Annotated in this window: 19 protein-coding genes; 13 read left to right on the top strand and 6 right to left on the bottom strand. The window is 63.4% G+C overall.

The genetic code is table 11. The features are described 5' to 3' along the window. Position 1: 1 nt before the first annotated feature. A complete protein-coding gene (locus ABV518_RS01855; RefSeq protein ID WP_367765136.1) occupies positions 2-1081 on the top strand; it encodes a 4-hydroxy-3-methylbut-2-enyl diphosphate reductase in 1080 nt (359 codons plus the stop codon). A 15-nt stretch (positions 1082-1096) separates the two neighbouring features. Here ABV518_RS01855 and ABV518_RS01850 read toward each other — a convergent pair whose 3' ends face one another. Then, the gene (locus tag ABV518_RS01850; protein WP_367765135.1) at positions 1097-2308 is read right to left on the bottom strand and encodes a DNA recombination protein RmuC; all 1212 of its coding nucleotides are present in this window, start codon (positions 2306-2308) and stop codon (positions 1097-1099) included. 135 nt (positions 2309-2443) lie between these two features. Here ABV518_RS01850 and ychF point away from each other — a divergent pair, with 135 nt between their 5' ends. From ychF to ABV518_RS01820, 6 genes are all read left to right on the top strand, one after another. Then, positions 2444-3529 (top strand): redox-regulated ATPase YchF, encoded by a 1086-nt coding sequence (ychF, locus tag ABV518_RS01845; RefSeq protein ID WP_367765134.1) that lies wholly within the window; start codon positions 2444-2446, stop codon positions 3527-3529. Between the two features lie 145 nt (positions 3530-3674). Then, positions 3675-5438, top strand: coding sequence for an ABC transporter family substrate-binding protein (locus ABV518_RS01840; RefSeq protein ID WP_367765133.1), 1764 nt, complete (start codon positions 3675-3677; stop codon positions 5436-5438). A gap of 276 nt (positions 5439-5714) precedes the next feature. Beyond that, positions 5715-7400 (top strand): ABC transporter substrate-binding protein, encoded by a 1686-nt coding sequence (locus ABV518_RS01835; RefSeq protein ID WP_367765132.1) that lies wholly within the window; start codon positions 5715-5717, stop codon positions 7398-7400. A 126-nt stretch (positions 7401-7526) separates the two neighbouring features. Then, positions 7527-8456: an ABC transporter permease gene (locus tag ABV518_RS01830; RefSeq protein ID WP_310161454.1), complete on the top strand. Its 930-nt coding sequence runs from the start codon at positions 7527-7529 to the stop codon at positions 8454-8456. Further along, on the top strand, positions 8446-9390 hold the full coding sequence (locus ABV518_RS01825) for an ABC transporter permease (protein WP_367765131.1): 945 nt from the start codon (positions 8446-8448) through the stop codon (positions 9388-9390). Before ABV518_RS01830 ends, ABV518_RS01825 begins: the two co-directional genes overlap by 11 nt. Positions 9391-9401: 11 nt before the next feature. After that, positions 9402-11108 carry a dipeptide ABC transporter ATP-binding protein gene (locus tag ABV518_RS01820; RefSeq protein WP_367765130.1) on the top strand — a complete coding sequence of 569 codons (1707 nt, stop codon included), beginning with the start codon at positions 9402-9404 and terminating at the stop codon, positions 11106-11108. 59 nt (positions 11109-11167) lie between these two features. On the opposite strand, the gene ABV518_RS01815 is transcribed toward ABV518_RS01820, so the two are convergent. Beyond that, positions 11168-12016 (bottom strand): SGNH/GDSL hydrolase family protein, encoded by an 849-nt coding sequence (locus ABV518_RS01815; RefSeq protein ID WP_367765129.1) that lies wholly within the window; start codon positions 12014-12016, stop codon positions 11168-11170. 269 nt (positions 12017-12285) lie between these two features. Between ABV518_RS01815 and typA the strand changes: the two genes are divergently transcribed. Next, the gene (gene typA, locus ABV518_RS01810; protein WP_310161460.1) at positions 12286-14214 is read left to right on the top strand and encodes a translational GTPase TypA; all 1929 of its coding nucleotides are present in this window, start codon (positions 12286-12288) and stop codon (positions 14212-14214) included. A 93-nt stretch (positions 14215-14307) separates the two neighbouring features. Here the strand turns inward: typA and ABV518_RS01805 are convergent, their stop codons facing one another. Then, positions 14308-14559, bottom strand: a complete 252-nt coding sequence (locus ABV518_RS01805; RefSeq protein ID WP_367765128.1) for a hypothetical protein — start codon at positions 14557-14559, stop codon at positions 14308-14310. A gap of 131 nt (positions 14560-14690) precedes the next feature. On the opposite strand from ABV518_RS01805, the gene fdxA reads away from it, so the two are divergent. The 3 genes from fdxA (at position 14691) to ABV518_RS01790 (ending at position 17693) form a co-directional block, all read left to right on the top strand. Next, positions 14691-15017: a ferredoxin gene (gene fdxA, locus ABV518_RS01800; protein WP_009356972.1), complete on the top strand. Its 327-nt coding sequence runs from the start codon at positions 14691-14693 to the stop codon at positions 15015-15017. Between the two features lie 14 nt (positions 15018-15031). Next, a complete protein-coding gene (dapC, locus tag ABV518_RS01795) occupies positions 15032-16180 on the top strand; it encodes a succinyldiaminopimelate transaminase (protein WP_367765127.1) in 1149 nt (382 codons plus the stop codon). 229 nt (positions 16181-16409) lie between these two features. Then, positions 16410-17693, top strand: a complete 1284-nt coding sequence (locus ABV518_RS01790; protein ID WP_367765126.1) for a citrate synthase — start codon at positions 16410-16412, stop codon at positions 17691-17693. A gap of 118 nt (positions 17694-17811) precedes the next feature. On the opposite strand, the gene galE is transcribed toward ABV518_RS01790, so the two are convergent. Next, positions 17812-18825 (bottom strand): UDP-glucose 4-epimerase GalE, encoded by a 1014-nt coding sequence (gene galE, locus ABV518_RS01785; protein WP_367765125.1) that lies wholly within the window; start codon positions 18823-18825, stop codon positions 17812-17814. A gap of 122 nt (positions 18826-18947) precedes the next feature. On the opposite strand from galE, the gene ABV518_RS01780 reads away from it, so the two are divergent. Together ABV518_RS01780 and ABV518_RS01775 are read left to right on the top strand one after the other, a co-directional pair. Beyond that, a complete protein-coding gene (locus ABV518_RS01780) occupies positions 18948-19592 on the top strand; it encodes a TetR/AcrR family transcriptional regulator (RefSeq protein ID WP_367765124.1) in 645 nt (214 codons plus the stop codon). 67 nt (positions 19593-19659) lie between these two features. Next, entirely contained in the window at positions 19660-20271 is a 612-nt protein-coding gene (locus ABV518_RS01775; RefSeq protein ID WP_131131424.1) for a hypothetical protein, read from the top strand. A gap of 40 nt (positions 20272-20311) precedes the next feature. Here ABV518_RS01775 and ABV518_RS01770 read toward each other — a convergent pair whose 3' ends face one another. Together ABV518_RS01770 and dapD are read right to left on the bottom strand one after the other, a co-directional pair. Further along, positions 20312-21166: a hypothetical protein gene (locus tag ABV518_RS01770; RefSeq protein ID WP_367765123.1), complete on the bottom strand. Its 855-nt coding sequence runs from the start codon at positions 21164-21166 to the stop codon at positions 20312-20314. Positions 21167-21186: 20 nt separating this feature from the next. After that, positions 21187-22215, bottom strand: a complete 1029-nt coding sequence (gene dapD / locus ABV518_RS01765; RefSeq protein ID WP_367765122.1) for a 2,3,4,5-tetrahydropyridine-2,6-dicarboxylate N-succinyltransferase — start codon at positions 22213-22215, stop codon at positions 21187-21189. Between the last annotated feature and the right edge of the window lie 28 nt (positions 22216-22243).

Genomic DNA, 22243 nt, shown 5'->3' with positions numbered 1-22243 from the left:
AATGACTTCCTCTGCTGTTTCCCTTTCGATGCCAACCGTCCCGCGAAGGCGGCGCTCCCCTGAGGAAGTATCCGCCGCTGCACCGGTGACCGGCCCCAAGAAGGTCCTGCTCGCTGCCCCCCGCGGCTATTGCGCCGGTGTGGACAGGGCTGTGATAGCGGTCGAAAAGGCCTTGGAGCACTACGGCCCGCCGGTGTATGTGCGTAAGCAGATCGTGCATAACGTCCACGTGGTGAGCTCGCTCGAGGAACAGGGCGCCATCTTCGTGGACGAAACCGACGAGGTGCCCGAAGGTGCCCTGGTCATTTTCTCCGCCCACGGTGTATCGCCGGCCGTGGTCCAGTCCGCAGAGGACCGCGGACTGCGCACCATCGATGCCACGTGCCCGCTGGTGACAAAGGTCCACAAGGAAGCCGTCCGGTTCGCCAAGGACGACTTCGACATCCTCCTCATCGGCCACGACGGCCATGAGGAAGTTGAGGGCACCGCGGGCGAAGCCCCGGAACACATCCAGATCATCAACGGCCCGCATGAAGTGGACAAGGTAACAGTCCGCGACCCCGAAAAGGTCATCTGGCTGTCCCAGACCACCCTGAGCGTCGACGAGACCATGGAGACCGTCCGGCTTCTCAAGGAACGGTTCCCCACGCTGCAGGATCCGCCCAGCGACGACATCTGCTACGCCACCACCAACCGGCAGGTGGCCATCAAGAAGATCTCGCCCCAGGCGGAGCTGGTCATCGTGGTGGGTTCGGCCAACTCTTCGAATTCGGTCCGCCTGGTGGAAGTCGCCCTGGAGTACGGCGCCAAGGCCTCCTACCGCGTGGACTTTGCCAACGAAGTGGACGAGGCATGGTTTGAAGGCGTGGCCACCGTTGGCGTCACCTCCGGCGCCTCCGTGCCCGAGGTCCTGGTCAAGGATGTCCTGCGGCTGCTCGCCGACTATGGCTACGGTGCCGTGGAAGAAGTCGTCACGGCCGAGGAAGACCTGCTCTTCTCCTTGCCGAAGGAGCTCCGCGCAACACTCAAGGAAGCCGGCGACGTCAGTCGCGCGCTCGGCGGACGCCGCCCGCGCGACTGACCAGTCCGGCCAGCGTCAGGCCGCGGCCTCGTCCTGCTGAAGTTCCGGTGCCGCGAGTGAACGCGGCGTCACTTCCAGGGCAGGCGGCGTCGCCAGGCCGGATCCGTCCATGGCGTTGAGCTTTCGTGCGGTCGGCAGGATCCGGGCCTCAAGCGTGCCGATCATCGAGTTGTAGCGGTCCACTGAGGACTTCAGCGATGATCCCAGCTTGCCTACGCTATCGCCGAGGGTTCCCATCCGTTCGTACAGCTGATGGGCGAGCTCGAACAGTTCGCGGGCGCTGTCCGTCAGCACATCCTGGCGCCAGGTGAAGGCCACCGATTTCAGCACAGCAAGCAGCGTGCTCGGCGAAGCCAGGACCACATTCCTGGACAAGGCATGGTCCAGGAGCGTCGCGTCCGCCATGAGCGCGGCCGCCAGAATCGATTCAGCAGGCAGGAAACAGATCACCAGCTCGGGCGTGTTGCCGGGAATGTCCCAGTACTTCTTATTGCTGAGGGCGTCCACGTGGGCGCGCAGGGCTTTTGCGTGGGCGGCCAGCAGGGCCTGCTGGGAGTTCTCCGAGTGGTTGTGGTGTTCCGTGCCTGATCCGGAACCAAGTTCCTGGGCGGCGAGGTAGGAGGACAATGGCACCTTGGCGTCCACCACCAGCTGCTTTTCCCCGGGCAGCTGGACCACGAGGTCGGGGCGGATAGCGGAGTCCGCTCCGGAACTGTGGACCTGCTCCAGGAAATCCACGTGCTTGAGCATCCCTGAGGCCTCCACCACGCGGCGCAGCTGCACCTCGCCCCACTGCCCCCGGGCGCTGTTGGAGCGGAGGGCGGACTCGAGGGCGTGCGTGGAGCGGATCAGTTGGGCATCGGACAGCCGGGCTTCCTGGAGCTGCTGTGCCAGCTGCCCGTACTGCTCGAGGCGGTCACGCTCCAGCAGTGCCACCTGCTGCTGCACGGCAGTCAGTTTTTCCGCCACCGGCGCGAGCGCACGCAGCACATTCCCGTCCTGGCTGCGCGAGTCGCCCAGCTCCCGGTTCTGGACGCTGAGGAGGCGGCGTTCGGCGTCGGCGGCCGCGAACTGGGCGCTGACCTCGGAAAGGCGGGACGAGACGGCGTCGAAATCCTCCTCCAGCGCGTGTGCGCGCTGGCGGAACGAAAAGTAGGTGGCGGCGGCACCGGCAAAGGCGCCCACCAGAAGCATCAATAGGGCAAGAATCAGGGCGAAAGCATCCATATCCTCACTTTGGCATGCCCCTGTGACAATTTAGGGCAGCGCCAATCCGGCGGGCGGTATGTCCGCACGGTGCAGCCGGCCTCCATTGACGGCCGCTGGAAGGTTCGCGGCCTGCTGCGGGTAGAATCAATGCTCGTGGCTCTTACTATTGGCATCGTCGGACTGCCCAACGTCGGCAAATCAACTCTCTTCAACGCACTGACCCGCAACCAGGTGCTCGCAGCGAACTATCCGTTCGCCACGATCGAGCCCAATGTCGGCGTCGTGAACCTGCCGGACCCGAGGCTGAAGCAGCTCGCGGAGATCTTCGGCTCGCAGCGCCTGCTGCCCGCGCCGGTGTCCTTCGTGGACATCGCCGGAATCGTGAAGGGCGCGTCGGAGGGTGAAGGCCTGGGCAACAAGTTCCTTGCCAACATCCGTGAGGCCGAGGCCATCGCCCAGGTGGTCCGGGTGTTTGATGATCCCGACGTCATCCACGTCGACGGCAAGGTGGATCCCCGCTCGGATATGGAAACCATCAACACCGAGCTCATCCTGGCTGACCTGCAGACGATCGAAAATGCCATTCCCCGGATCGAAAAAGAAGTCAAGATCAAGAAGCGGGAAGCTGCCGAGCTGGCAGCCATCAAAGCTGCGCAGGCGGTCCTGGAACGCGGCGACACAATCTTCGCATCCATCACGAGCGACAAGCTGGAAATGGAACACCTCAAGGAGCTCAGCCTCCTGACGGCCAAGCCTTTCATCTACGTCTTCAACGCGGACGAAGGCATCCTGGGCAGCCCGGAAAAGCAGGAAGAGCTGCGGGCCATGGTGGCCCCAGCGGACTCCGTCTTCCTCGACGCGAAGCTCGAGTCCGACCTCGTGGAACTGGACGAGGAAGAAGCACGGGAAATGCTCGAAATGAACGGCCAGGACGAGTCCGGCCTTGACCAGCTGGCCCGGGTAGGATTCCACACGCTGGGCCTGCAGACCTACCTCACGGCCGGTCCCAAAGAAACACGTGCGTGGACCATCCACCAGGGAGACACCGCCCCCCAGGCGGCCGGCGTCATCCACACTGACTTCCAGCGTGGCTTCATCAAGGCCGAAGTGGTTTCCTTCAACGACCTGATCGAGGCCGGTTCCATGGCCGAGGCCAAGTCCCGCGGCAAGGTCCGCATTGAAGGCAAGGAATATGTGATGGCCGACGGCGACGTCGTGGAGTTCCGCTTCAACGTGTAGTCAGGCAGCTGCCCGGTTCAATGAACCGGGCAGCTTTTTGGTGCTGGCCCCGCACCATACGAAGTATCCTTACTGAAGGACATTGGACGTGATCCTGGCGACTCCAGGGCCCCTCCGGCAGAGGGAACACATAAGGAGAGACGGCATGCCTCTCAGGCGTCTGGTCAAGCTCATCAGCGGTGCAGCGGCGGCGGCCCTGCTTCTTGCGGCCTGCTCCAGCGGCGGAGGAGCCGTGCCCGTCGTGGTGGGCGAGGCAAAACGCGGTGGCAGCGCCACGGTGGCTGAAGTCAACGCACTCTCTTCGTTCAACCCGTTCAGCACGGACGGCAACACGGACATAAATTCGAAGGTCTGGTACGCCACGCACTCCGGGTTTTACTATGTGGACGACTCCGCGAGAGTGGTCCGGAACGAGAAATTCGGGCGGTATGAAAAGGTCTCCGACCAGCCGCTGAAGGTGAAATACACGGTCAATGACGGCGTGAAATGGTCCGACGGGGAGGCCGTTGATGCCGGGGACCTTGTGCTGGCGTGGGCCGCAGGGTCCGGCTTCTTTGACGATGCAGACGCCGCTGCAGGCACGGGAACCAAGTACTTTTCGGCAGCATCGGACACCAGCGGCCTGGCCACCACCGGCTTTCCCGAAATCGGGGGAGACGGCCGCTCCATCACGCTGGAGTACGGATCGCCGTACGCCGACTGGGAAGTAGCCTTCGACGTCGGTCTCCCGGCCCACGTGGTGGCTGCCAAAGCCGGGCTGAACGACGAAGACGACCTCATTGAGCTGCTGCGCGATGCGCCACGCGGTGACGCGAAAAAACCGGCGCTGAATACGGACCTGCAAGTGGTCAGCAACTTCTGGAACTCCGGATTCGACGCCAAGACGCTGCCAGGGGATCCGGCGGTGTACCTGTCGAACGGGCCGTATCTCGTGCGGGATATCGTCCCGGAATCGTCGGTGACGCTGGTGCGGAACAAGGACTACGTGTGGGGTCCGGAACCCTACCTGGATGACATCACCATACAGTTCACCGGTGCAGTGCCGGCTGCCGTGGACGCGCTCAAGACTGGCCGGGCCGACATCATCTCGCCCCAGCCATCCGCAGGCTCCGAGGGTTTATTCAGCGGGCTGAAAGCGCAGGGGATCACTGTGCAACGGTACAGCCAGGCGGGATATGACCATCTCGACCTGAACTTTGCCGGTCCGTTCGCCGACCGCAAGATCCGCGAGGCGTTCCTCAAGACCGTCCCGCGGCAGGACATCGTGGACGAAATCGTCGGCGACCTGGTGCCCGACGCAAAACCCCTGGACTCCCACGTTTTCCTGCCGTCCCACCCCAAATACGCGGACACAGTGAAGGACAACGGCTCCAAAGAATACGCGGACGTGGACATCGAAGGAGCCGCTTCGCTCCTGGACGGGACGACACCCACCATCCGGATCCTGTACAACCGGGACAATCCCAACCGGGCGCGGGCCTTTGAGCTCATCCGGAGCTCGGCGGCCCTCGCCGGATTCCGTGTCCTGGACGCCGGGCAGGGCAGCGCCGATTGGGCCAAGACCCTCGGCAGTGGAACGTACGATGCCGCCATTCTGGGCTGGATCAGCACAGGCGTGGGCGTCGGCCGCGTCCCGCAGATTTTCCGGACCGGTGCGGGCAGCAATTTCAATGGCTATTCCGACGGCGACGCGGACAGGATGATGGAACAGCTGTCCACCACCACGGACCTGGCCAAGCAGGACGAACTGATGGCCGACATCGATAAAAGGGTGTGGGAAAGCGACTACGGCCTGCCGCTATACCAGACCACGGGAACCACCGCTGTTGCAGGGCGCATCGCCGGCGTGAAGCCCAGTGGCGGCCCACTGGGTGTGTGGTGGAACGTGTGGGAGTGGCGCCAGAAGTAGGCGCCCAGCCGCCAGCACAGCGGCCAAGAGGGAGATATCGGGGCCGATTCGCCGTCACCCCTACCTGCGAGTAGCATGTGACTTGCACAACTTCCGCGACCCGGCTAGCTAATGATCATTAACCGGTTACGGTTTGGCAACGGAGTACCAGTATTTGGACTCTATGCGGTTAGGCTACTCGTATATGTAGTCTGCGTCACAGTGGAAAACTGTGGCGAGGCTGCGGGGAAGCAAAAGATTTCCCCTGAATATCTCTTACAACTCATAGGAGGCGGAATGCGTTTGACGCGCACTTCCAAAGCACTGGGCATCGTGGCAATCGCCGCGCTCGCCCTGACCGGCTGCGGCGCTGGAGGCGGCAGCAATGACGGTGCCAGCCAATCCGCTGGCGACCCCAACAAGGTCATCACCGCGTACAGCAACGAACCACAGAATCCGTTGCTGCCGGCCAACACGAATGAAGTTTATGGCGGTCGCGTCGTTGAGTTGCTCTTCGAGGGGCTTCGCAGCTACGACGCCAACGGCAAGCCGGTCAACGCCATGGCCGAGTCCATTGAGTCGCCGGACGCCCAGAACTGGACCATCAAGGTCAAGCAGGGCCAGAAGTTCACCAACGGGGAAGCGATCACCGCCAAGACGTTCGTTGATTCCTGGAACTTCGCCGCAAACTCCAAAAACCTCCAGAACAATGGATTCTTCTTCGAGTCCATCGAGGGCTATGCAGATGTCTCGGCAGTGACCACCGAGAAGTCCGCCGATGGCAAGACCACCACAACTCCGGCTCCTACGGCCGAAACCATGTCCGGCCTGAAGGCCACTGACGACTCCACCCTGACGGTGAAGCTGGCCCAGCCGGAAGCTGACTGGTCGCTGCGTCTCGGCTACTCCGCCTTCTTCCCCCTGCCTTCCGCAGCGCTGAAGGATCCGAAGACGTACGGCGAAAACCCGGTCGGCAACGGTCCTTACAAGTTCGAAAAGACCGGCTCATGGGTACATGACCAGTCGATTTCCCTCGTAAAGAACGCTGACTACAGTGGACCCCGCGCAGCGAAGAACGGTGGCGTGAGCTTCAAGTTCTACACTGATCCGGGCCCCGCATACACGGACCTTCAGGCCAACAACCTGGACATCACCGATGTGCTGCCCTCCAACGCACTGAAGACCTACGTCGCGGACTTCCCGGACCGCAACTCCACCAAGCCGGTTGCCACCGACTCCACGCTGAACATTCCGGGCTACAACCCGAACTTCCAGGGCGAAGCCGGAAAGCTGCGCCGACAGGCCCTTTCCTACGCCATCAACCGTGAAGAAATCGCCAAGGTGGTCTTCAACGGGACCCGCACTCCGGCCAAGGCCTTCGCCCCGCCGGTCATCGATGGTTTCAAGGACAACATCCCGGGCAGCGAAGTCCTGAAGTTTGACGCCGCCAAGGCCAAGGACCTCTGGGCCCAGGCTGAGAAGATCCAGCCTTACGACGGCTCCAAGCCGCTCCAGATTGCCTCCAACACCGACGGCGGCAACAAGGAATGGATTGACGCCGTGGCAAACGGCTTCAAGAACAACCTCGGCATCCAGGCTGAAATCCAGCCCTTCGCCAAGTTCGCTGAAGTACTCAACCTGCGCAAGTCCCAGTCCCTTCCGGGCCTGACCCGCGCCGGTTGGCAGGGCGACTACCCGTCGCTCTACAACTTCCTCGGACCAGTTTGGGCAACGGGTGCATCCTCCAACTACGAGAAGTACTCGAACCCTGAGTTCGACAAGCTGCTCCAGGAGGGCCTCGCTGCGAAGTCCACCACTGAGGCGAACGACAAGTTCAACAAGGCCCAGGAGATCCTCTTCAAGGACCTGCCCGGCCTGCCGCTCTGGGACCAGGCACGCGCGATCGTATGGAGTGAAAACGTTGTGAAGGCCGAGACCGGCTGGAATGGCGGAATCCTCTACTACAACATCACGGCCAAGTAATCACCAGGATCTAACTTGCCGCCAGGCTTATGGGGGTCCGGCCAAAAGCCGGGCCCCCATTTCTCCTGTACGGCAGGAAGGCACAAATGAACCCCCTCTCTTCGCTCCCCGAAGGCTGGTGATCCAGTGGTCCGCTTTATCCTTCGCAGGCTTCTTCAGGCAATCCCCGTCTTCCTTGGCACCACCCTCTTGGTGTACTACATGGTCTTCGCCCTTCCCGGCGACCCCATTGCGGCCCTCTTCGGTGACCGCCAGCCACCGCAGGCTGTCATCGACACGTTGCGCAGCCAGTACCACCTGGATGAACCGTTCTGGGTCCAGTACGGCCTCTTCCTTCAGAACATCTTTACTTTCAATCTAGGCAACGACTTCACGGGCCAGCCCATCTCGGCGTCCCTTGCACGGGTCTTTCCGGTAACGGCGATGCTGGCACTGGAGGCGCTGGTTATCCAGACTGTTTTCGGCGTGGCCTTTGGTGTCTTTGCTGGCCTGCGTCGCGGTGGCTGGTTCGACTCCACCGTGCTGGTGGCCTCGCTCGTGGTCATCGCTGTTCCCACCTTCGTTCTCGGCTTTGTTTTCCAGTTGGTCTTTGGAGTCCAATTGGGCTGGGCTAAACCAACAGTCGGCGCTAACGCTGATTGGGGAAATTTGTTGCTGCCGGCAACGGTGCTTGGCCTCGTGTCATTCGCATATGTACTCCGTCTGACGCGTGCTTCCGTTAGCGAGAGCATGAATGCCGACTATGTGCGGACAGCCACCGCCAAGGGCCTTTCGCGGCCCCGCGTTGTGCTGGCACATATCCTGCGCAACTCGCTGATCCCCGTCGTGACGTTCCTTGGCGCAGACCTAGGCGGTCTGATGGGCGGTGCGATTGTCACGGAAGCCATCTTCAACGTTCCAGGCGTGGGCAACAAGCTCTATCAGGCCACTTTGCGGACTGAGGGCCCCACCATTGTTTCCATCGTCAGTGTGCTGGTTCTGGTGTTTGTGGTTGCCAACCTGCTCGTTGATCTCCTGTACGCCTGGCTGGACCCGAGGATTCGTTATGACCAGTAGAGACATTCACTTTGTGGCGCCCATCGACGAGACGCCGCTGCAGGCAACGGATGCCCTGACGACGGATCAGGCACCACTGAGTCTTTGGGCTGACGCCTGGCGCAAGCTTCGCCGTCGTCCGTTGTTCATCATTTCGTCGCTTTTGATCCTGGCTTTGATCATCATCGCGTTGTTCCCTGGCCTCCTGTCGACGGTCCCGCCCAACGACGACTGCCAACTCGGCAATTCCGAGGCCGGGCCCACGGGCGGACACCCCTTCGGATTCACCTTCCAGGGCTGCGACATCTACTCGAGGGTTGTCCACGGAACGCAGGCTTCTCTTTCTGTAGGCGTCCTTTCGGTGCTGTGCGTCGTGATCATCGGTGTGACGATTGGTGCCATCGCGGGGTACTACGGCGGCTGGGTTGATTCCGTACTGGCTAGACTCGGTGATATTTTCTTCGCTTTGCCGTTGGTCCTTGGCGCTCTGGTTATCACCCAGCTGCCCGCCTTCCGGGACAACAAGAGTGTCTGGACTGTAGTGGTGATCATTGCATTGTTGGCGTGGCCGCAAATGGCACGCATCGCGCGCGGCGCTGTCATCGAGGTCCGGAATGCTGATTTTGTAACAGCCGCCCGCGCTCTGGGTGTATCGAAGGTTGGGGCACTCTTGCGCCATGTCCTGCCGAACGCCCTGGCGCCGATCATCGTCCTTGCGACTTTGGATTTGGGCATCTTCATTGTTCTGGAGGCCACATTGTCATTCCTGGGTATTGGGCTGCCGCAAAGCATCATGTCCTGGGGCAACGACATCGCGGGAGCACAGTCGTCTATCAGGACCAAGCCGGAGATCATGCTTTATCCGGCGGCAGCCTTGTCCATCACGGTCCTGAGCTTCATCATGTTGGGTGACGCCGTGCGTGACGCCCTCGACCCGAAAAGCCGGCAGCGATGAGAGAAAACAAGATGACAATTCCCGACGTCCACGTCGACGAAGCGGGCTATTCAGGAACCAAACCGCTCCTGGAAATCCGAGACCTGGCCATTACGTTCCAGTCCAGCAGTGGCGAGGTTCAGGCAGTCCGCAACGCCCACCTGACCATCATGCCCGGAGAAACCGTGGCCATCGTGGGTGAGTCCGGATCGGGCAAATCCACCACGGCTTTAGCCGCAATCGGCCTTCTCCCAAACAACGGCGCGGTGTCCGGAGGGCAAATCTTTCTTGATGGCGAGGACATCGCCCATGCCACCGAGAAGCGGATGATCGAACTCCGTGGCAACACGATTGGTATGGTTCCGCAGGACCCGATGTCCAACCTGAACCCGGTCTGGAAGATCGGCTATCAGGTCAAGGAGACCCTTCGCGCGAACGGCCGGCCCAGCGGGCCGGATGACATCGCGAAGGTTCTGGCTCAGGCAGGACTTCCGGACGCCCATCGGCGGGCAAACCAGTACCCACACGAGTTCTCCGGCGGCATGCGCCAGAGGGCACTTATCGCCATCGGGTTGTCCTGCCAACCGCGGCTCTTGATCGCGGACGAGCCAACTTCGGCATTGGACGTCACGGTCCAGCGGCAGATCCTGGATCACTTGGACACCATGACTACCGAACTTGGTACCGCTGTGCTGCTCATCACCCATGATCTGGGGCTGGCCGCCGAGCGTGCGGACAAGGTTGTTGTCATGTACAAAGGGCAGGTGGTGGAGGCTGGGCCTTCACTCGCGTTGCTCCAGAATCCGCGGCACCCTTACACCAAACGGCTGGTTGAGTCCGCGCCATCACTGGCCAGCCGCCGGATCCAGGTTGCCAAGGAACAGGGCGTGGAAGCGTCTGATCTGCTCGCCCCTGATGCGGAGGTGGCCGCAGCGGACCATGTCCTGGAGATCCAGGACCTCCGAAAGGTCTACAAGCTGCGGCAAGGGCTGGGTAAATCGACGGATTTCGCAGCCGTGGACGGTGTCAGCTTCGACGTGGCGAGGGGGACCACCACTGCGATTGTGGGGGAGTCAGGCTCCGGCAAGTCCACCGTGGCAAAAATGGTCCTGCAGCTGGAGAAGCCTACGGACGGGAAGATCCTTTTCGACGGCGTCGACACGTCGGTGCTGAAAGCCTCGGAACTCTTCAAATTCCGGCGGCGGGTGCAACCTATTTTCCAGGATCCGTACGGGTCGTTGGACCCGATGTACAACATCTTCCGTACCATCGAGGAGCCGTTGCGCGTCCACAAGATCGGAGACAGGGCGAGCCGCGAGAAGAAGGTCCGCCAGCTGCTCGACCAGGTGGCGCTCCCGCAATCAAGCATGCAGCGGTTCCCCAACGAGCTTTCGGGCGGCCAGCGCCAGCGCGTCGCAATCGCGCGTGCTTTGGCACTGGATCCGGAAGTGATCATCTGCGACGAAGCGGTGTCCGCGCTCGACGTACTGGTCCAGGCGCAGGTACTTAACCTGCTGGCTGACCTGCAGTCCAACCTGGGACTCACCTACCTCTTCATCACCCATGACCTGGCGGTCGTTCGGCAGATCGCAGACCACGTCTGCGTCATGGAAAAGGGCAAGCTGGTGGAGACAGGGTCAACGGACGATGTCTTCGAGTCCCCGCAGCAGGAATACACCCAGGCGCTGCTCAACGCCATCCCGGGAGCGAAGCTGATGCTTCCGCCCGAGGTGGCCTGACAAGCGGATGGCTGATGGAGCCGGTGCCCTGGTGGGCGCCGGCTCCACCCGTTTAAGGACTATTGGGGATCGGTCGCAAACTGTTCGGTCACGGTCGCGGAGCCTGCCCCGTCGCCGGTCGGAGCCGTTATGCCCAGCGCCCGCAGCCTGGCTTCGAGGAGGGTGCCCAGTGACCGGCGGCCGGAGGCGTTCATATGGACGGCGTCACTCAGGTCCTTGGCGAGGCCGTACTTGGTCAGCCAGTCGCCGACGCCCACAAACGGCATGCCATGCCTTGCTGCCACGGTGCCAAGCAGGGCATCCACCTGGCTGCGGCGGCCACCGCCATAGTTCGCGCCGCGCCCGAGCGTGCCGATCAGCACCTGCGGGACACCCGGATACCGCTGTTGGAGGGCTGCGATAAGGCGGTCCGCGTTGGCCACGATCTGTGCGTCCGTGGCGCCCTTGCCGGCGTCGTTGCCGCCGCCCTGGATGACTATCAGCGGTGGAGTGGCGTAAGGAAGCTTCCAGTCGCCCCGCTCGAGGGCATCAATGTAGTTTCCCGTTTTACCGTTGGCGGCCACAAAGCCCGTGCCGCCCAGCCCACAAAAGTGGACCTTGTATCCGATTGCGGCCAGCGCAAGGCGGGGCCAGCCGTCCGCCGGTTCAGACTGGGAGTCACCAATCAGGAGTGCCGTGCGGCTGATGTCCGGGACCACCACTTCGTCCCGGCCGCTGGCGGGATTCCGGTAAATGGTACCGGCAGGAAGATTGGCCGGATCAACGCCCCGGGCCGCATACCTTCCGGACGCGGGAGCCTGCACTGTGGACGCAGCGGGGGGAGCAGGGGGCTGGCTGCAGCCGCAAAGGAGGACGCCTGCAGCGACTCCGGATGCGACGAAGCGGCACAGAGCCGAGGCTTTTCGCATCAGTGGTTCTCCGGACTTGCTTGAAGTATCACAGCCATGATGGTCTATCAAGTCAAATAAAGCCAGTGATATTTCTCACAAAAAATGCGTGTCGGTGCCGGTTCTGCGGCCGCCTGTCCGCAAAGACTGTCCGGAGTTTTTAGGCCAATAAAAGGCTCAGCGGCTAGAATGGGGGAAGGTGCCCTGTGCTAAGGGACTAATCCGTCGTGCGTTCCAGTTGGAAATGTTGCGATACCTTACAGCTGACCCACTGAATCGAGCCATTACGCATGTCTGAAACCACCACCAACACTGCGGTAGCCACTGCATCGCGCAGTGACCTGCGCAACGTCGCGATCGTGGCCCACGTTGACCACGGCAAGACCACGCTGGTCGACGCCATGCTCAAGCAGACCAACTCCTTTGCCGAGCACAACCACCTCGAAGACCGAGTGATGGACTCAGGTGACCTGGAGCGCGAAAAGGGCATCACCATCCTGGCCAAGAACACCACCGTGGCCTACAACGGACCGTCCTCCCAGGGCGAGACCATCACCATCAACGTGATCGACACCCCCGGCCACGCCGACTTCGGCGGCGAGGTCGAGCGCGGCCTTTCCATGGTTGACGGTGTTGTCCTGCTCGTTGACGCTTCCGAGGGCCCGCTGCCCCAGACCCGCTTCGTGCTGCGCAAGGCCCTGGCCGCGCACCTGCCCGTCATCCTGCTGGTCAACAAGACCGACCGCCCCGACGCCCGCATCGAGGAAGTCGTCCACGAGTCCATGGACCTGCTCCTGGGCCTCGCCTCCGACCTCGCAGACGAAGTTCCGGACCTGGACCTGGACAAAATCCTCAACGTTCCCGTTGTCTACGCAGCCGCCAAGGTAGGCCGCGCCTCCCTCGAGCAGCCTGCAGACGGCACCGCTCCGGAGAACGAAGACCTGGAGCCGCTGTTCAAGACCATCATCGAGCACATCCCGGCCCCCACGTACAACCCGAACGGTGTCCTCCAGGCCCACGTCACCAACCTGGACGCCTCCCCGTTCCTGGGCCGCCTCGCGCTGCTTCGCATCTACAACGGCACCCTGCGCAAGGGCCAGACCGTTGCCTGGGCCCGTGCCAACGGTGAGCTCAAGAACGTTAAGATCACCGAACTCCTCGCCACCAAGGCACTGGAGCGCGTTCCGGCCGAGTCCGCCGGACCGGGCGAGATCGTCGCCGTCGCCGGCATCGAGGAGATCACCATCGGTGAGACCCTGACCGACGCCGAGAACCCGCAGCCGCTGCCGCTGATCACCGTGGACGATCCCGCGATCTCCATGACGATCGGTATCAACACCTCGCCGCTGGCCGGCAAGGTCAAGGGCGCCAAGGTCACCGCCCGCCAGGTGAAGGACCGCCTGGATAAGGAACTGATCGGTAACGTCTCCATCAAGGTTCTCCCCACCGAGCGTCCCGACGCCTGGGAAGTCCAGGGCCGTGGCGAGCTGGCACTGGCCATCCTCGTTGAGCAGATGCGTCGTGAAGGCTTCGAACTGACCGTCGGCAAGCCGCAGGTTGTCACCAGGACCGTCGACGGCAAGATCCACGAGCCGATGGAACACATGACCATCGACGTACCGGAGGAATACCTCGGCGCCGTTACCCAGCTGATGGCAGCCCGCAAGGGCCGCATGACCAACATGGCCAACCACGGTACCGGCTGGTGCCGCATGGAGTTCATCGTTCCCGCCCGTGGCCTGATCGGCTTCCGCACCAAGTTCCTCACGGACACCCGCGGCGCAGGCATCGCGGCATCCATCTCCGAGGGCTACGAGCCCTGGGCCGGTCCGATCGAGTACCGCACCAACGGTTCGATGATCGCTGACCGCGCCGGTGTTGTGACGCCGTTCGCCATGATCAACCTGCAGGAACGTGGCTCCTTCTTCGTGAAGCCCACCTCCGAGGTCTACGAAGGCATGATCGTGGGCGAGAACTCGCGCGCCGACGACATGGACGTGAACATCACCAAGGAAAAGAAGCTCACCAACATGCGTGCCGCTTCCTCGGACACCTTCGAGAACCTGACGCCGCCGCGCGACCTGACCCTCGAAGAGTCCCTCGAATTCGCCCGCGAGGACGAGTGCGTCGAGGTGACCCCGGAGTCCATCCGCATCCGCAAGGTCATCCTGGACACCAACGAGCGTGCCAAGGCCAACCGCGCCCGCGCGAAGGTCTAGTCACAAACAGCGCTAACTGAAACTGCCGGTACGGCAGGCGGGAACCCCGCCGTCGTACCGGCAGTTTTGTTTTGAGTCCGTTGCCGCCTGCGCTCAGTCGCTGGTGCGCGCCGGGCGCCGCGGCGGGGCGGGCGGAACTTCCTTCGCCGCCACCACGAGCTCCAGGGGGATCACGACGTCGGCCTGCCGCGTACGCACGGTGCAGTCGCCGTCGTCAGTGTCCACCAGGTGGCCCAGTGCGTCAGTGAGGCCCCCGCCGGCGATCCGGTAGCGGACCACCACCCTGGTCCCGGGTGCGGCGGCTGCCAAAAACTCTTGGGGCGTAGGCTGGGTGGGTCTCACCACTTCATACTATGGGCCCCGCTAGGTTCGCAGGAACGGGCTGGGAGATAATAGGCTCAGAAGTCAAGAGTCCGGCCAGTGCGCCGGATGCAACTGCCGGCCTTCGCCGGAAACAACGTGGAGAGGCAAGGGACGTGACGTACGTAATCGCGCAGCCGTGTGTAGATGTCAAGGACAAGGCATGCATTGAGGAATGCCCGGTCGACTGCATCTATGAGGGTGAGCGTTCGCTGTACATCCATCCGGATGAGTGCGTCGACTGTGGTGCCTGTGAACCGGTATGCCCGGTGGAGGCCATCTACTACGAAGACGACACCCCCGATGAGTGGGCCGACTACTACAAGGCGAACGTCGAATTCTTCGACGACCTCGGCTCGCCCGGCGGCGCCGCAAAGATCGGCAACACGGGCAAGGACCACCCGATGATCGCGGCCCTGCCTCCGCAGAACCAAGACCACTGAGCCGGGACGCCCCGGTGACCGCAGCGGTGAACAGTTTTGGCCTAAGCCTGCCCGACTACCCGTGGGAGGCCATGGCGCCGTACCTGGCCAGGGCTGCGGAGCACCCCGGCGGGGCCGTCAATCTCTCGATCGGCACTCCCGTTGACCCGACGCCCGCGCTGATCCAGGAGGCCCTCAAGGCGGCCGCGGACGCCCCCGGCTACCCGACCGTGCACGGCACCATCCCGCTGCGGGAAGCCATCGCCGCCTGGTTCGACCGGCGCCGCGGCGTTCCGGGCCTGGACCCCAAGAACATCATGCCCACCGTCGGTTCCAAGGAACTTGTTGCGTGGCTGCCCCTGCTGCTGGGACTCAAACCGGGTGACGTCGTCGTCCGTCCCAAGGTGGCCTACCCGACCTATGACATCGGTGCCACCTTCGCCGGCGTCACGTCGGTCGCCACGGACAACCTCGACGAGCTGGATGAAACCACCCGCTCCAGGGTGCGGTTGATCTGGGTGAATTCCCCCGGCAACCCCACCGGGAGCGTCAGGGACGTTGAGTCCCTGCGGGCGCTGGTGGAGCAGGCCAGGGAACTGGGAGCCGTCGTCGCATCGGATGAATGCTACGCCGAGCTCGGCTGGGGCGCCTGGGACGTCCAGCGCGGAGGCGAACCGGTGCCCAGCATCCTGGACCCCCGCGTTGCCGGCGGGTCGCACGACGGACTGCTGGCCGTGTACTCGCTGAGCAAGCAATCCAACGTGGCCGGCTACCGGGCAGCCTTTGTGGCCGGCGATCCGGAGATCATGGCCAACCTGGTCAACAGCCGCAAGCACGCAGGCATGATCGTGCCTTATCCCGTGCAGGAAGCCATGCGCGTGGCGTTGGGCGACGACGCACATGTCGTGGCCCAGAAGGATCTCTACCGCGGACGCCGGGAACGGCTGGTGCCGGCGCTGCAGCAGTTCGGCCTGGAGATCAAGGAATCCGAAGCCGGGCTGTACCTCTGGTCCAGTGCCGGTGAGGGCACCTGGGACACCGTGGGCCGCCTGGCGGACCGCGGGATTGTGGTGGGCCCGGGCGTTTTCTACGGCGAGGCCGGCAACGGATTCGTGCGAGTAGCGCTGACTGCCGCCGACGAACGCATCGACGCGGCGGTGTCGCGGCTCGCCGGGGCCGCGTAACAATCGTGTGACTCGCGCCACAACGGGACCATTTTAGGGCATTTCCGAACGTCCCCGATTAGTGACACCCGCCAAGGAGCGGTACTTTTTAAGTGACTATCAATGGTGGCTTTCTACAAGAAGGCAGCCCGGGTGTTGGATTCCTGGATGAACAGGATCAGTGCCACGGCTCACCGGATGTTGGATCAAGCTTTCGACAGAGGCCCACGCGCCTCATGAAGGGGACTCCATGACTGAGACCAACAGCGCAACCCTGCACCATGCAGGAGGCGAGCTCAAGCTCCCGCGCATCCAGGTTGTTGAAGGAAACGAAGGTTACGACGTTTCCAAGCTGCTCAAGCAGACGGGCGCAGTCACCTTTGACCCCGGCTTCATGAACACCGCAGCAACCGCGTCCGCTATTACCTACATCGACGGCGATGCCGGCATCCTGCGTTATCGCGGGTACCCCATCGAACAGCTGGCGCAGCACTCCAGCTTCCTCGAGGTGTCCTACCTGCTGATCTACGGCAACCTCCCCAGCCCCACTGAACTGGAAGCCTTCGACCAGCGAATCCGTCACCACACGCTGCTGCACGAAGAGCTCAAGGGCTTCTTTAGCGGCTTCCCGCGTGATGCACACCCGATGCCTGTGCTCTCTTCGGCCGTGTCGGCGTTGTCCACGTTCTACCAGGACTCGCTGGATCCGTTCAACGCCGAGCAGGTTGAGGTCTCCACGTACCGGCTGCTGGCCAAGATGCCGGTCATAGCCGCCTACGCCCTGAAGAAGAGCATCGGCCAGCCCATGCTGTACCCGGACAACTCCCACAACCTCGTGGAAAACTTCTTGCGCCTGAGCTTTGGCCTTCCGGCCGAGCAGTACGAGGTGGACCCGGTCATCGCCAAGGCGCTGGATCTCCTCCTGATCCTGCATGCCGACCACGAGCAGAACTGTTCCACCTCCACGGTGCGCCTGGTGGGTTCCTCCAACGCCAACCTCTTCGCATCAGTCTCGGCAGGCATCAACGCCCTCTTCGGCCCGGCCCACGGCGGCGCCAACGAAGCCGTTCTGAAGATGCTGCGCCAGATCCAGGCCGACGGCACCAAGCCCGAGGACTACATGGAAAAGGTCAAGAACAAGGAAGACGGCGTCCGCCTCATGGGCTTCGGACACCGCGTCTACAAGAACTACGATCCGCGCGCCAAGATCGTCAAGGCGACGGCGCACGAGATCCTCAGCAAGCTCGGCGGCAACGACGAACTGCTGGACATCGCCATGCGCCTGGAAGAGAAGGCACTGAATGATGACTACTTCATCCAGCGCAAGCTCTACCCGAACGTGGACTTCTACACCGGCCTGATCTACAAGGCCATGGGCTTCCCCGAGAAGATGTTCACCGTGCTCTTCGCGATCGGCCGCCTTCCGGGCTGGATCGCGCAGTGGCGTGAAATGATCAGCGACCCCAACACCAAGATCGGCCGCCCGCGGCAGCTGTACATCGGCGAGCCCGAGCGCGACTACCCGGTCCGCTAGATCCCCTGAAATACGACGGCGGCCGCCCACCTCGTGAGAGGTGTGCGGCCGCTTTTCGTGCTGCCGGTGATCGAGCTTGTCGAGATCAGGGTTTCGACAAGCTCAACCACCGGACCGATCAGCTGTTGTAGCCATTCGGGTTGTTCTTTTGCCAGCGCCAGTGGTCTTCGCACATTTGGTCGACGGTTTTGGTGGTGGACCAGCTGAGGTCGGCCAGGGCGGAGGTGGCGTCGGCCCAGAAGGCGGGCAGGTCCCCGGCGCGGCGGCCGGTGATCTCGTAGGGGATGGGCTGGCCTACGGCTTTTTCGAAGGAGCGCAGGACTTCCAGGACGGAGGAGCCTTTGCCGGAGCCGAGGTTCCAGCGGAACACTCCGGTGCGGTCGGCGACGTGGTTCAGGGCTGCGACGTGGCCTTCGGCGAGGTCCACGACGTGGATGTAGTCGCGCAGGCAGGTGCCGTCCGGGGTGTCGTAGTCGCCGCCGAAGACCATGAGTTTTTCGCGGCGCCCGACGGCGACCTGGGCGATGAAGGGGACGAGGTTGTTGGGGATGCCCTGGGGGTCCTCGCCGATGCGGCCGGAGGGGTGTGCGCCGACGGGGTTGAAGTAGCGGAGCAGGGCGATGTGCCAGCGCGGGTCGGCGTCGCCGAGGTCGGAGAGGATGTCCTCGATCTGTTCCTTGGTCCGGCCGTAGGGGTTGTTGGCGCCGATTTCCATCTTCTCCACGTATGGGATGGGGTTGTGCTCGCCGTAGACGGTGGCGGAGGAGCTGAAGACGAGGGAGCGGACGTTGTGCCGGTCCATGACCCGGATGAGGTTCAGTGTGCCCACGAGGTTGTTGTAGTAGTACTTCAGCGGTTCGCGGACCGATTCCCCGACCGCCTTGAGGCCGGCGAAGTGGATGACGGCGTCGATCCCGCCGTTGGCGAACACTGCTTCCACTGCGGCCTCGTCCACCAGGTCCACGTTGTGGAACTCGGCGGTTTTTCCGCTGAGCTCGGCAACCCTGCGCAGCGACTCCTCACTGGAGTTCACCAGGTTGTCGATCACCACCACGTCATGGCCGGCTTCCTGCAGGGACAGAACTGTGTGGGAGCCGATGTAGCCGGTGCCACCTGTGACCAGAATTTTCATGCCTCAAAGCTATCCCACTACGGTCCGCGTCGCCCGGCCATTCCGGATGCCGGTCACGGTCCGGGCCGGAAACGCCGCGACAGAAAACCATCTTTGAAGCACAACTGTGTTAAAAAGGAGGCGTGCCAAAAATCGTAGATGCCGAAGTCCGGCGCGGGGAAGTTGTCGACGCCGTTTTCCGGATCATTGCAGTGGACGGCCTGGAGAGGGCCTCGCTCCGTGAAGTAGCCGATGAGGCGGGACTGGCGGTGGGGTCCGTCCGGCACTATTTCGCAAGCAGCGAGGAGCTCCTGAGCTACTCCTTCGCCACCGTCGTGGACCGGATCATCCTCCGCCTCTCCGACGCCCTGGCGAAACTGGAAGCGCTGCCGCCGGGTGCGCCGGGGTACCACGAGGCTGTATTAACACTGCTGGGTGAAATGTTGCCGCTGGACGAGGAACGTGCGGTGGACGCATGCGTGTGGATGGCCTTCAAAAACGCGGCACGCATCAAGCCTTTCCTGGCTGCCGAGGCTGACCGGAGCCACCGCGGGGTAGCCGCCGTCGTCGGCCAGCTGGTCACGGCACTTGTGCCGGACAACGGCAGCGGGCAGCAGGCCCTGGTTATCGAGGCGGAACGGCTCCTGGCCACAATCGACGGGCTGTGCATGCACGCCTTGCTGCAGCCCGAGTGGATGACCGCGCAGATGTGCCGTGACGTCCTGGAGCGGCACCTTGCGGGCATGTCCGCTGGTCAGGCCGTTAACGTCGGGCAGCTTCGGGAATAGACTGGGAGCCGGGGGAGGCAGATCCGGACATCAGGCCGGTACAGCGCACGCCACGGAAGGACAAGGGATGCACCACACAGGCGGTTCCGGTTGGCAGATAACCATGGACACATCGGGTCCAATGATGATCGCCCTGTATGTGCGTGATGCCGCCGGACTGGACGGCGCCGGCCGTCCCGCACTGTCCCACGCCGCCCCGAAGATCCGCCATGCGGACCACACCCATCTGACGGCCGAAGTAGGCGGACTCAGCGCCCTCAAGACTGAATGGGAAGCCTGGTGGGACCAGCTGCTCAAGTCCCATCCCCAGATGTTGCCGGAGCTCACTCCGCCCGACTTCGAGGCCTTCGGTAACTCGCCGGCCCTGCAGCGGGTCCTGCAGGCGCACTTTGGTGCAGCCCTGACATGGGCGCGGGAGCGCCGCAGCGAGTATGCGGAGTTGGAGGCAGAGAGAGTGGCCAGCGGCTCCGACCAGTTGCTCGATGACATGGTTGACGACCGCCTGATGGAGGTAGGCCGGGGTTCCCGGGACTTCAACCTGACCATCATCGAACTGCCCCTGAACGAGCAGCGGGCGTGGTACCTCGAACCGGACAAGATCATCATGAGCCATGAGCTGATGTCCCAGCCCGAGCTCTTCCGCAGCTACGTCCAGCCAGTGGTGGAAATGCTCGTCTGAGCACGTTCGGCCAAGGGCCGACCAGCACGCAAGGGAAGCATCAGCCTTCGACGGCGGCCGAGACAGTGATCCTGACTTCGCCGTCGGCGGCATCGGAAACCTGCCACCCTTCATCCGCAGCGCGGCTCCAGCTACGCCCGGCAACAGCCACGTCGGTGACGGCAAGGCCCTTGGCATTGGCGACAGCCCACTGTGCAACCGACCAGGCCTGGGCACCACTGGCTTCAATGGTCAGCGTCTGCCCGTCGGCCGTGGCGGCCAGCGGACCGTAGGCCTGGGAGAGTTCAGTGGCGACCTGGGCGGTGTCGCCCGGAGCGTCGGGGGAGCGCAACGTGCAGTGCACGGCCTCGGGCGTTTGGCCTGACAATCCCGACGCGAAAAACCGGCCCATCTCCTCGTGCTGGGCGTACGCCTCAGGGTAGGCGGAGCGCTGCACGCGCTGGGCGGCGTCGGTGATTTCCAGGGACTCGTAGGCAGGGATCTTGACCAGGGCGTCGTAGAACGCGTTGGCCGCGTAGTACGGGTCCATGACCTGGGCCTCCGTACCCCACCCCTGCGAGGGCCGTTGCTGGAACAGGCCCCGCGAATCGGGCCCGGCCTGGTCGCCGTGGCCGATGTTGCGCAGCTTGGATTCCTGCATGGCGGTGGCAAGGGCGATGGTCGCGGCCCGTGGCGGCAGCCCGCGCTGGACAGCGACGGCCGTGATCAGCGAGGCATTCACCGCCTGGTCCGTGGCCAGCTCCGCCGTCTGGGAACCAACCACGGCCGTGCAGCGCTCCGACACGAGGGTCTCGGAGCGCTGCAGGAAGGACACGGCCGTGTAGACGCCGCCTCCTACCAGTGCCAGGGTGAGGATCAGCACCAGGGGCCGGTGGAGGCCACGTCGACGTGCCACTGAAGGATGAGCCGCCCGGCTCAGTTGGCGTGCAGGGCGTCGTTGAGTTCCACCGTCTGGCCCTTGCGGGGGAGGACCTCCACAGCGCCGGTGGTGGAGTTGCGGCGGAACAGGAGGTTCGGGACGCCGGACAGTTCCACGGCCTTGACGACCTTGGTGGTGTCCTCGCCGTCGGCATCCTTCGGGCCGACCACGCGCACGCGGGTGCCGGCGGTGACATACAGGCCGGCCTCGACGACGGAGTCATCGCCGATGCTGATCCCGACGCCGGAGTTGGCGCCCAGCAGGACGCGCTCGCCAATGGCGATCTTTTCCTTGCCGCCGCCGGACAGGGTGCCCATGATGGACGCTCCGCCACCGACGTCGCTGCCGTCACCGGCCACGACACCGGCGGAAATGCGGCCCTCCACCATGGACGTCCCCAGGGTGCCGGCGTTGAAGTTCACAAAGCCCTCATGCATCACAGTGGTACCTTCGGCGAGGTGGGCACCGAGGCGGACGCGGTCGGCGTCGGCGATCCTGACTCCGGCGGGCACCACGTAGTCCACCATGCGCGGGAACTTGTCGACGCCGTAAACGGTGACGGCGCCGCGCTTGCGCAGCTTGGCGCGGGTCAGTTCGAAGCCGTCCACGGCGGCCGGGCCGAAGTTGGTCCAGACCACGTTGGGCAGCTTGCCGAAGATGCCGTCCAGGTTGATGGAGTTCGGTCGCACCAGGCGGTGTGAAAGCAGGTGCAGCCGCAGGTACGCATCGGCCGTATCAGCCGGTGCCTCATCCAGGTTGATCTGGACGAAAACCACTTTCTGCTCGGTACCGCGGTCCGCGTCGGCTCCGTCCGCCGCGATGGTGGCGAGGGCCGGGTCCGCGTTCTCCACGGCACGCAGGCTCTCCGCAGCAACTCCAAGGGCAGGCGCCGGGAACCAGACATCCAGGACGGTGGCGTCACCATTGGCGGTGGCGATGGTGGCAAGCCCGAAGCCATAGGCGGAGCGGGCATCAGCGGTTGCGTTCTGGTTTTCGGGCACGGCAGAAGTAGCGGTCTCAGTCATGGCCCCAGTCTATCGAGAGCGGGGCCCC

It is taken from the genome of Arthrobacter sp. HS15c, assembly GCF_040812005.1.
Taxonomy (GTDB): domain Bacteria; phylum Actinomycetota; class Actinomycetes; order Actinomycetales; family Micrococcaceae; genus Arthrobacter.
This window is presented reverse-complemented; position numbering and strand designations above follow the sequence as displayed.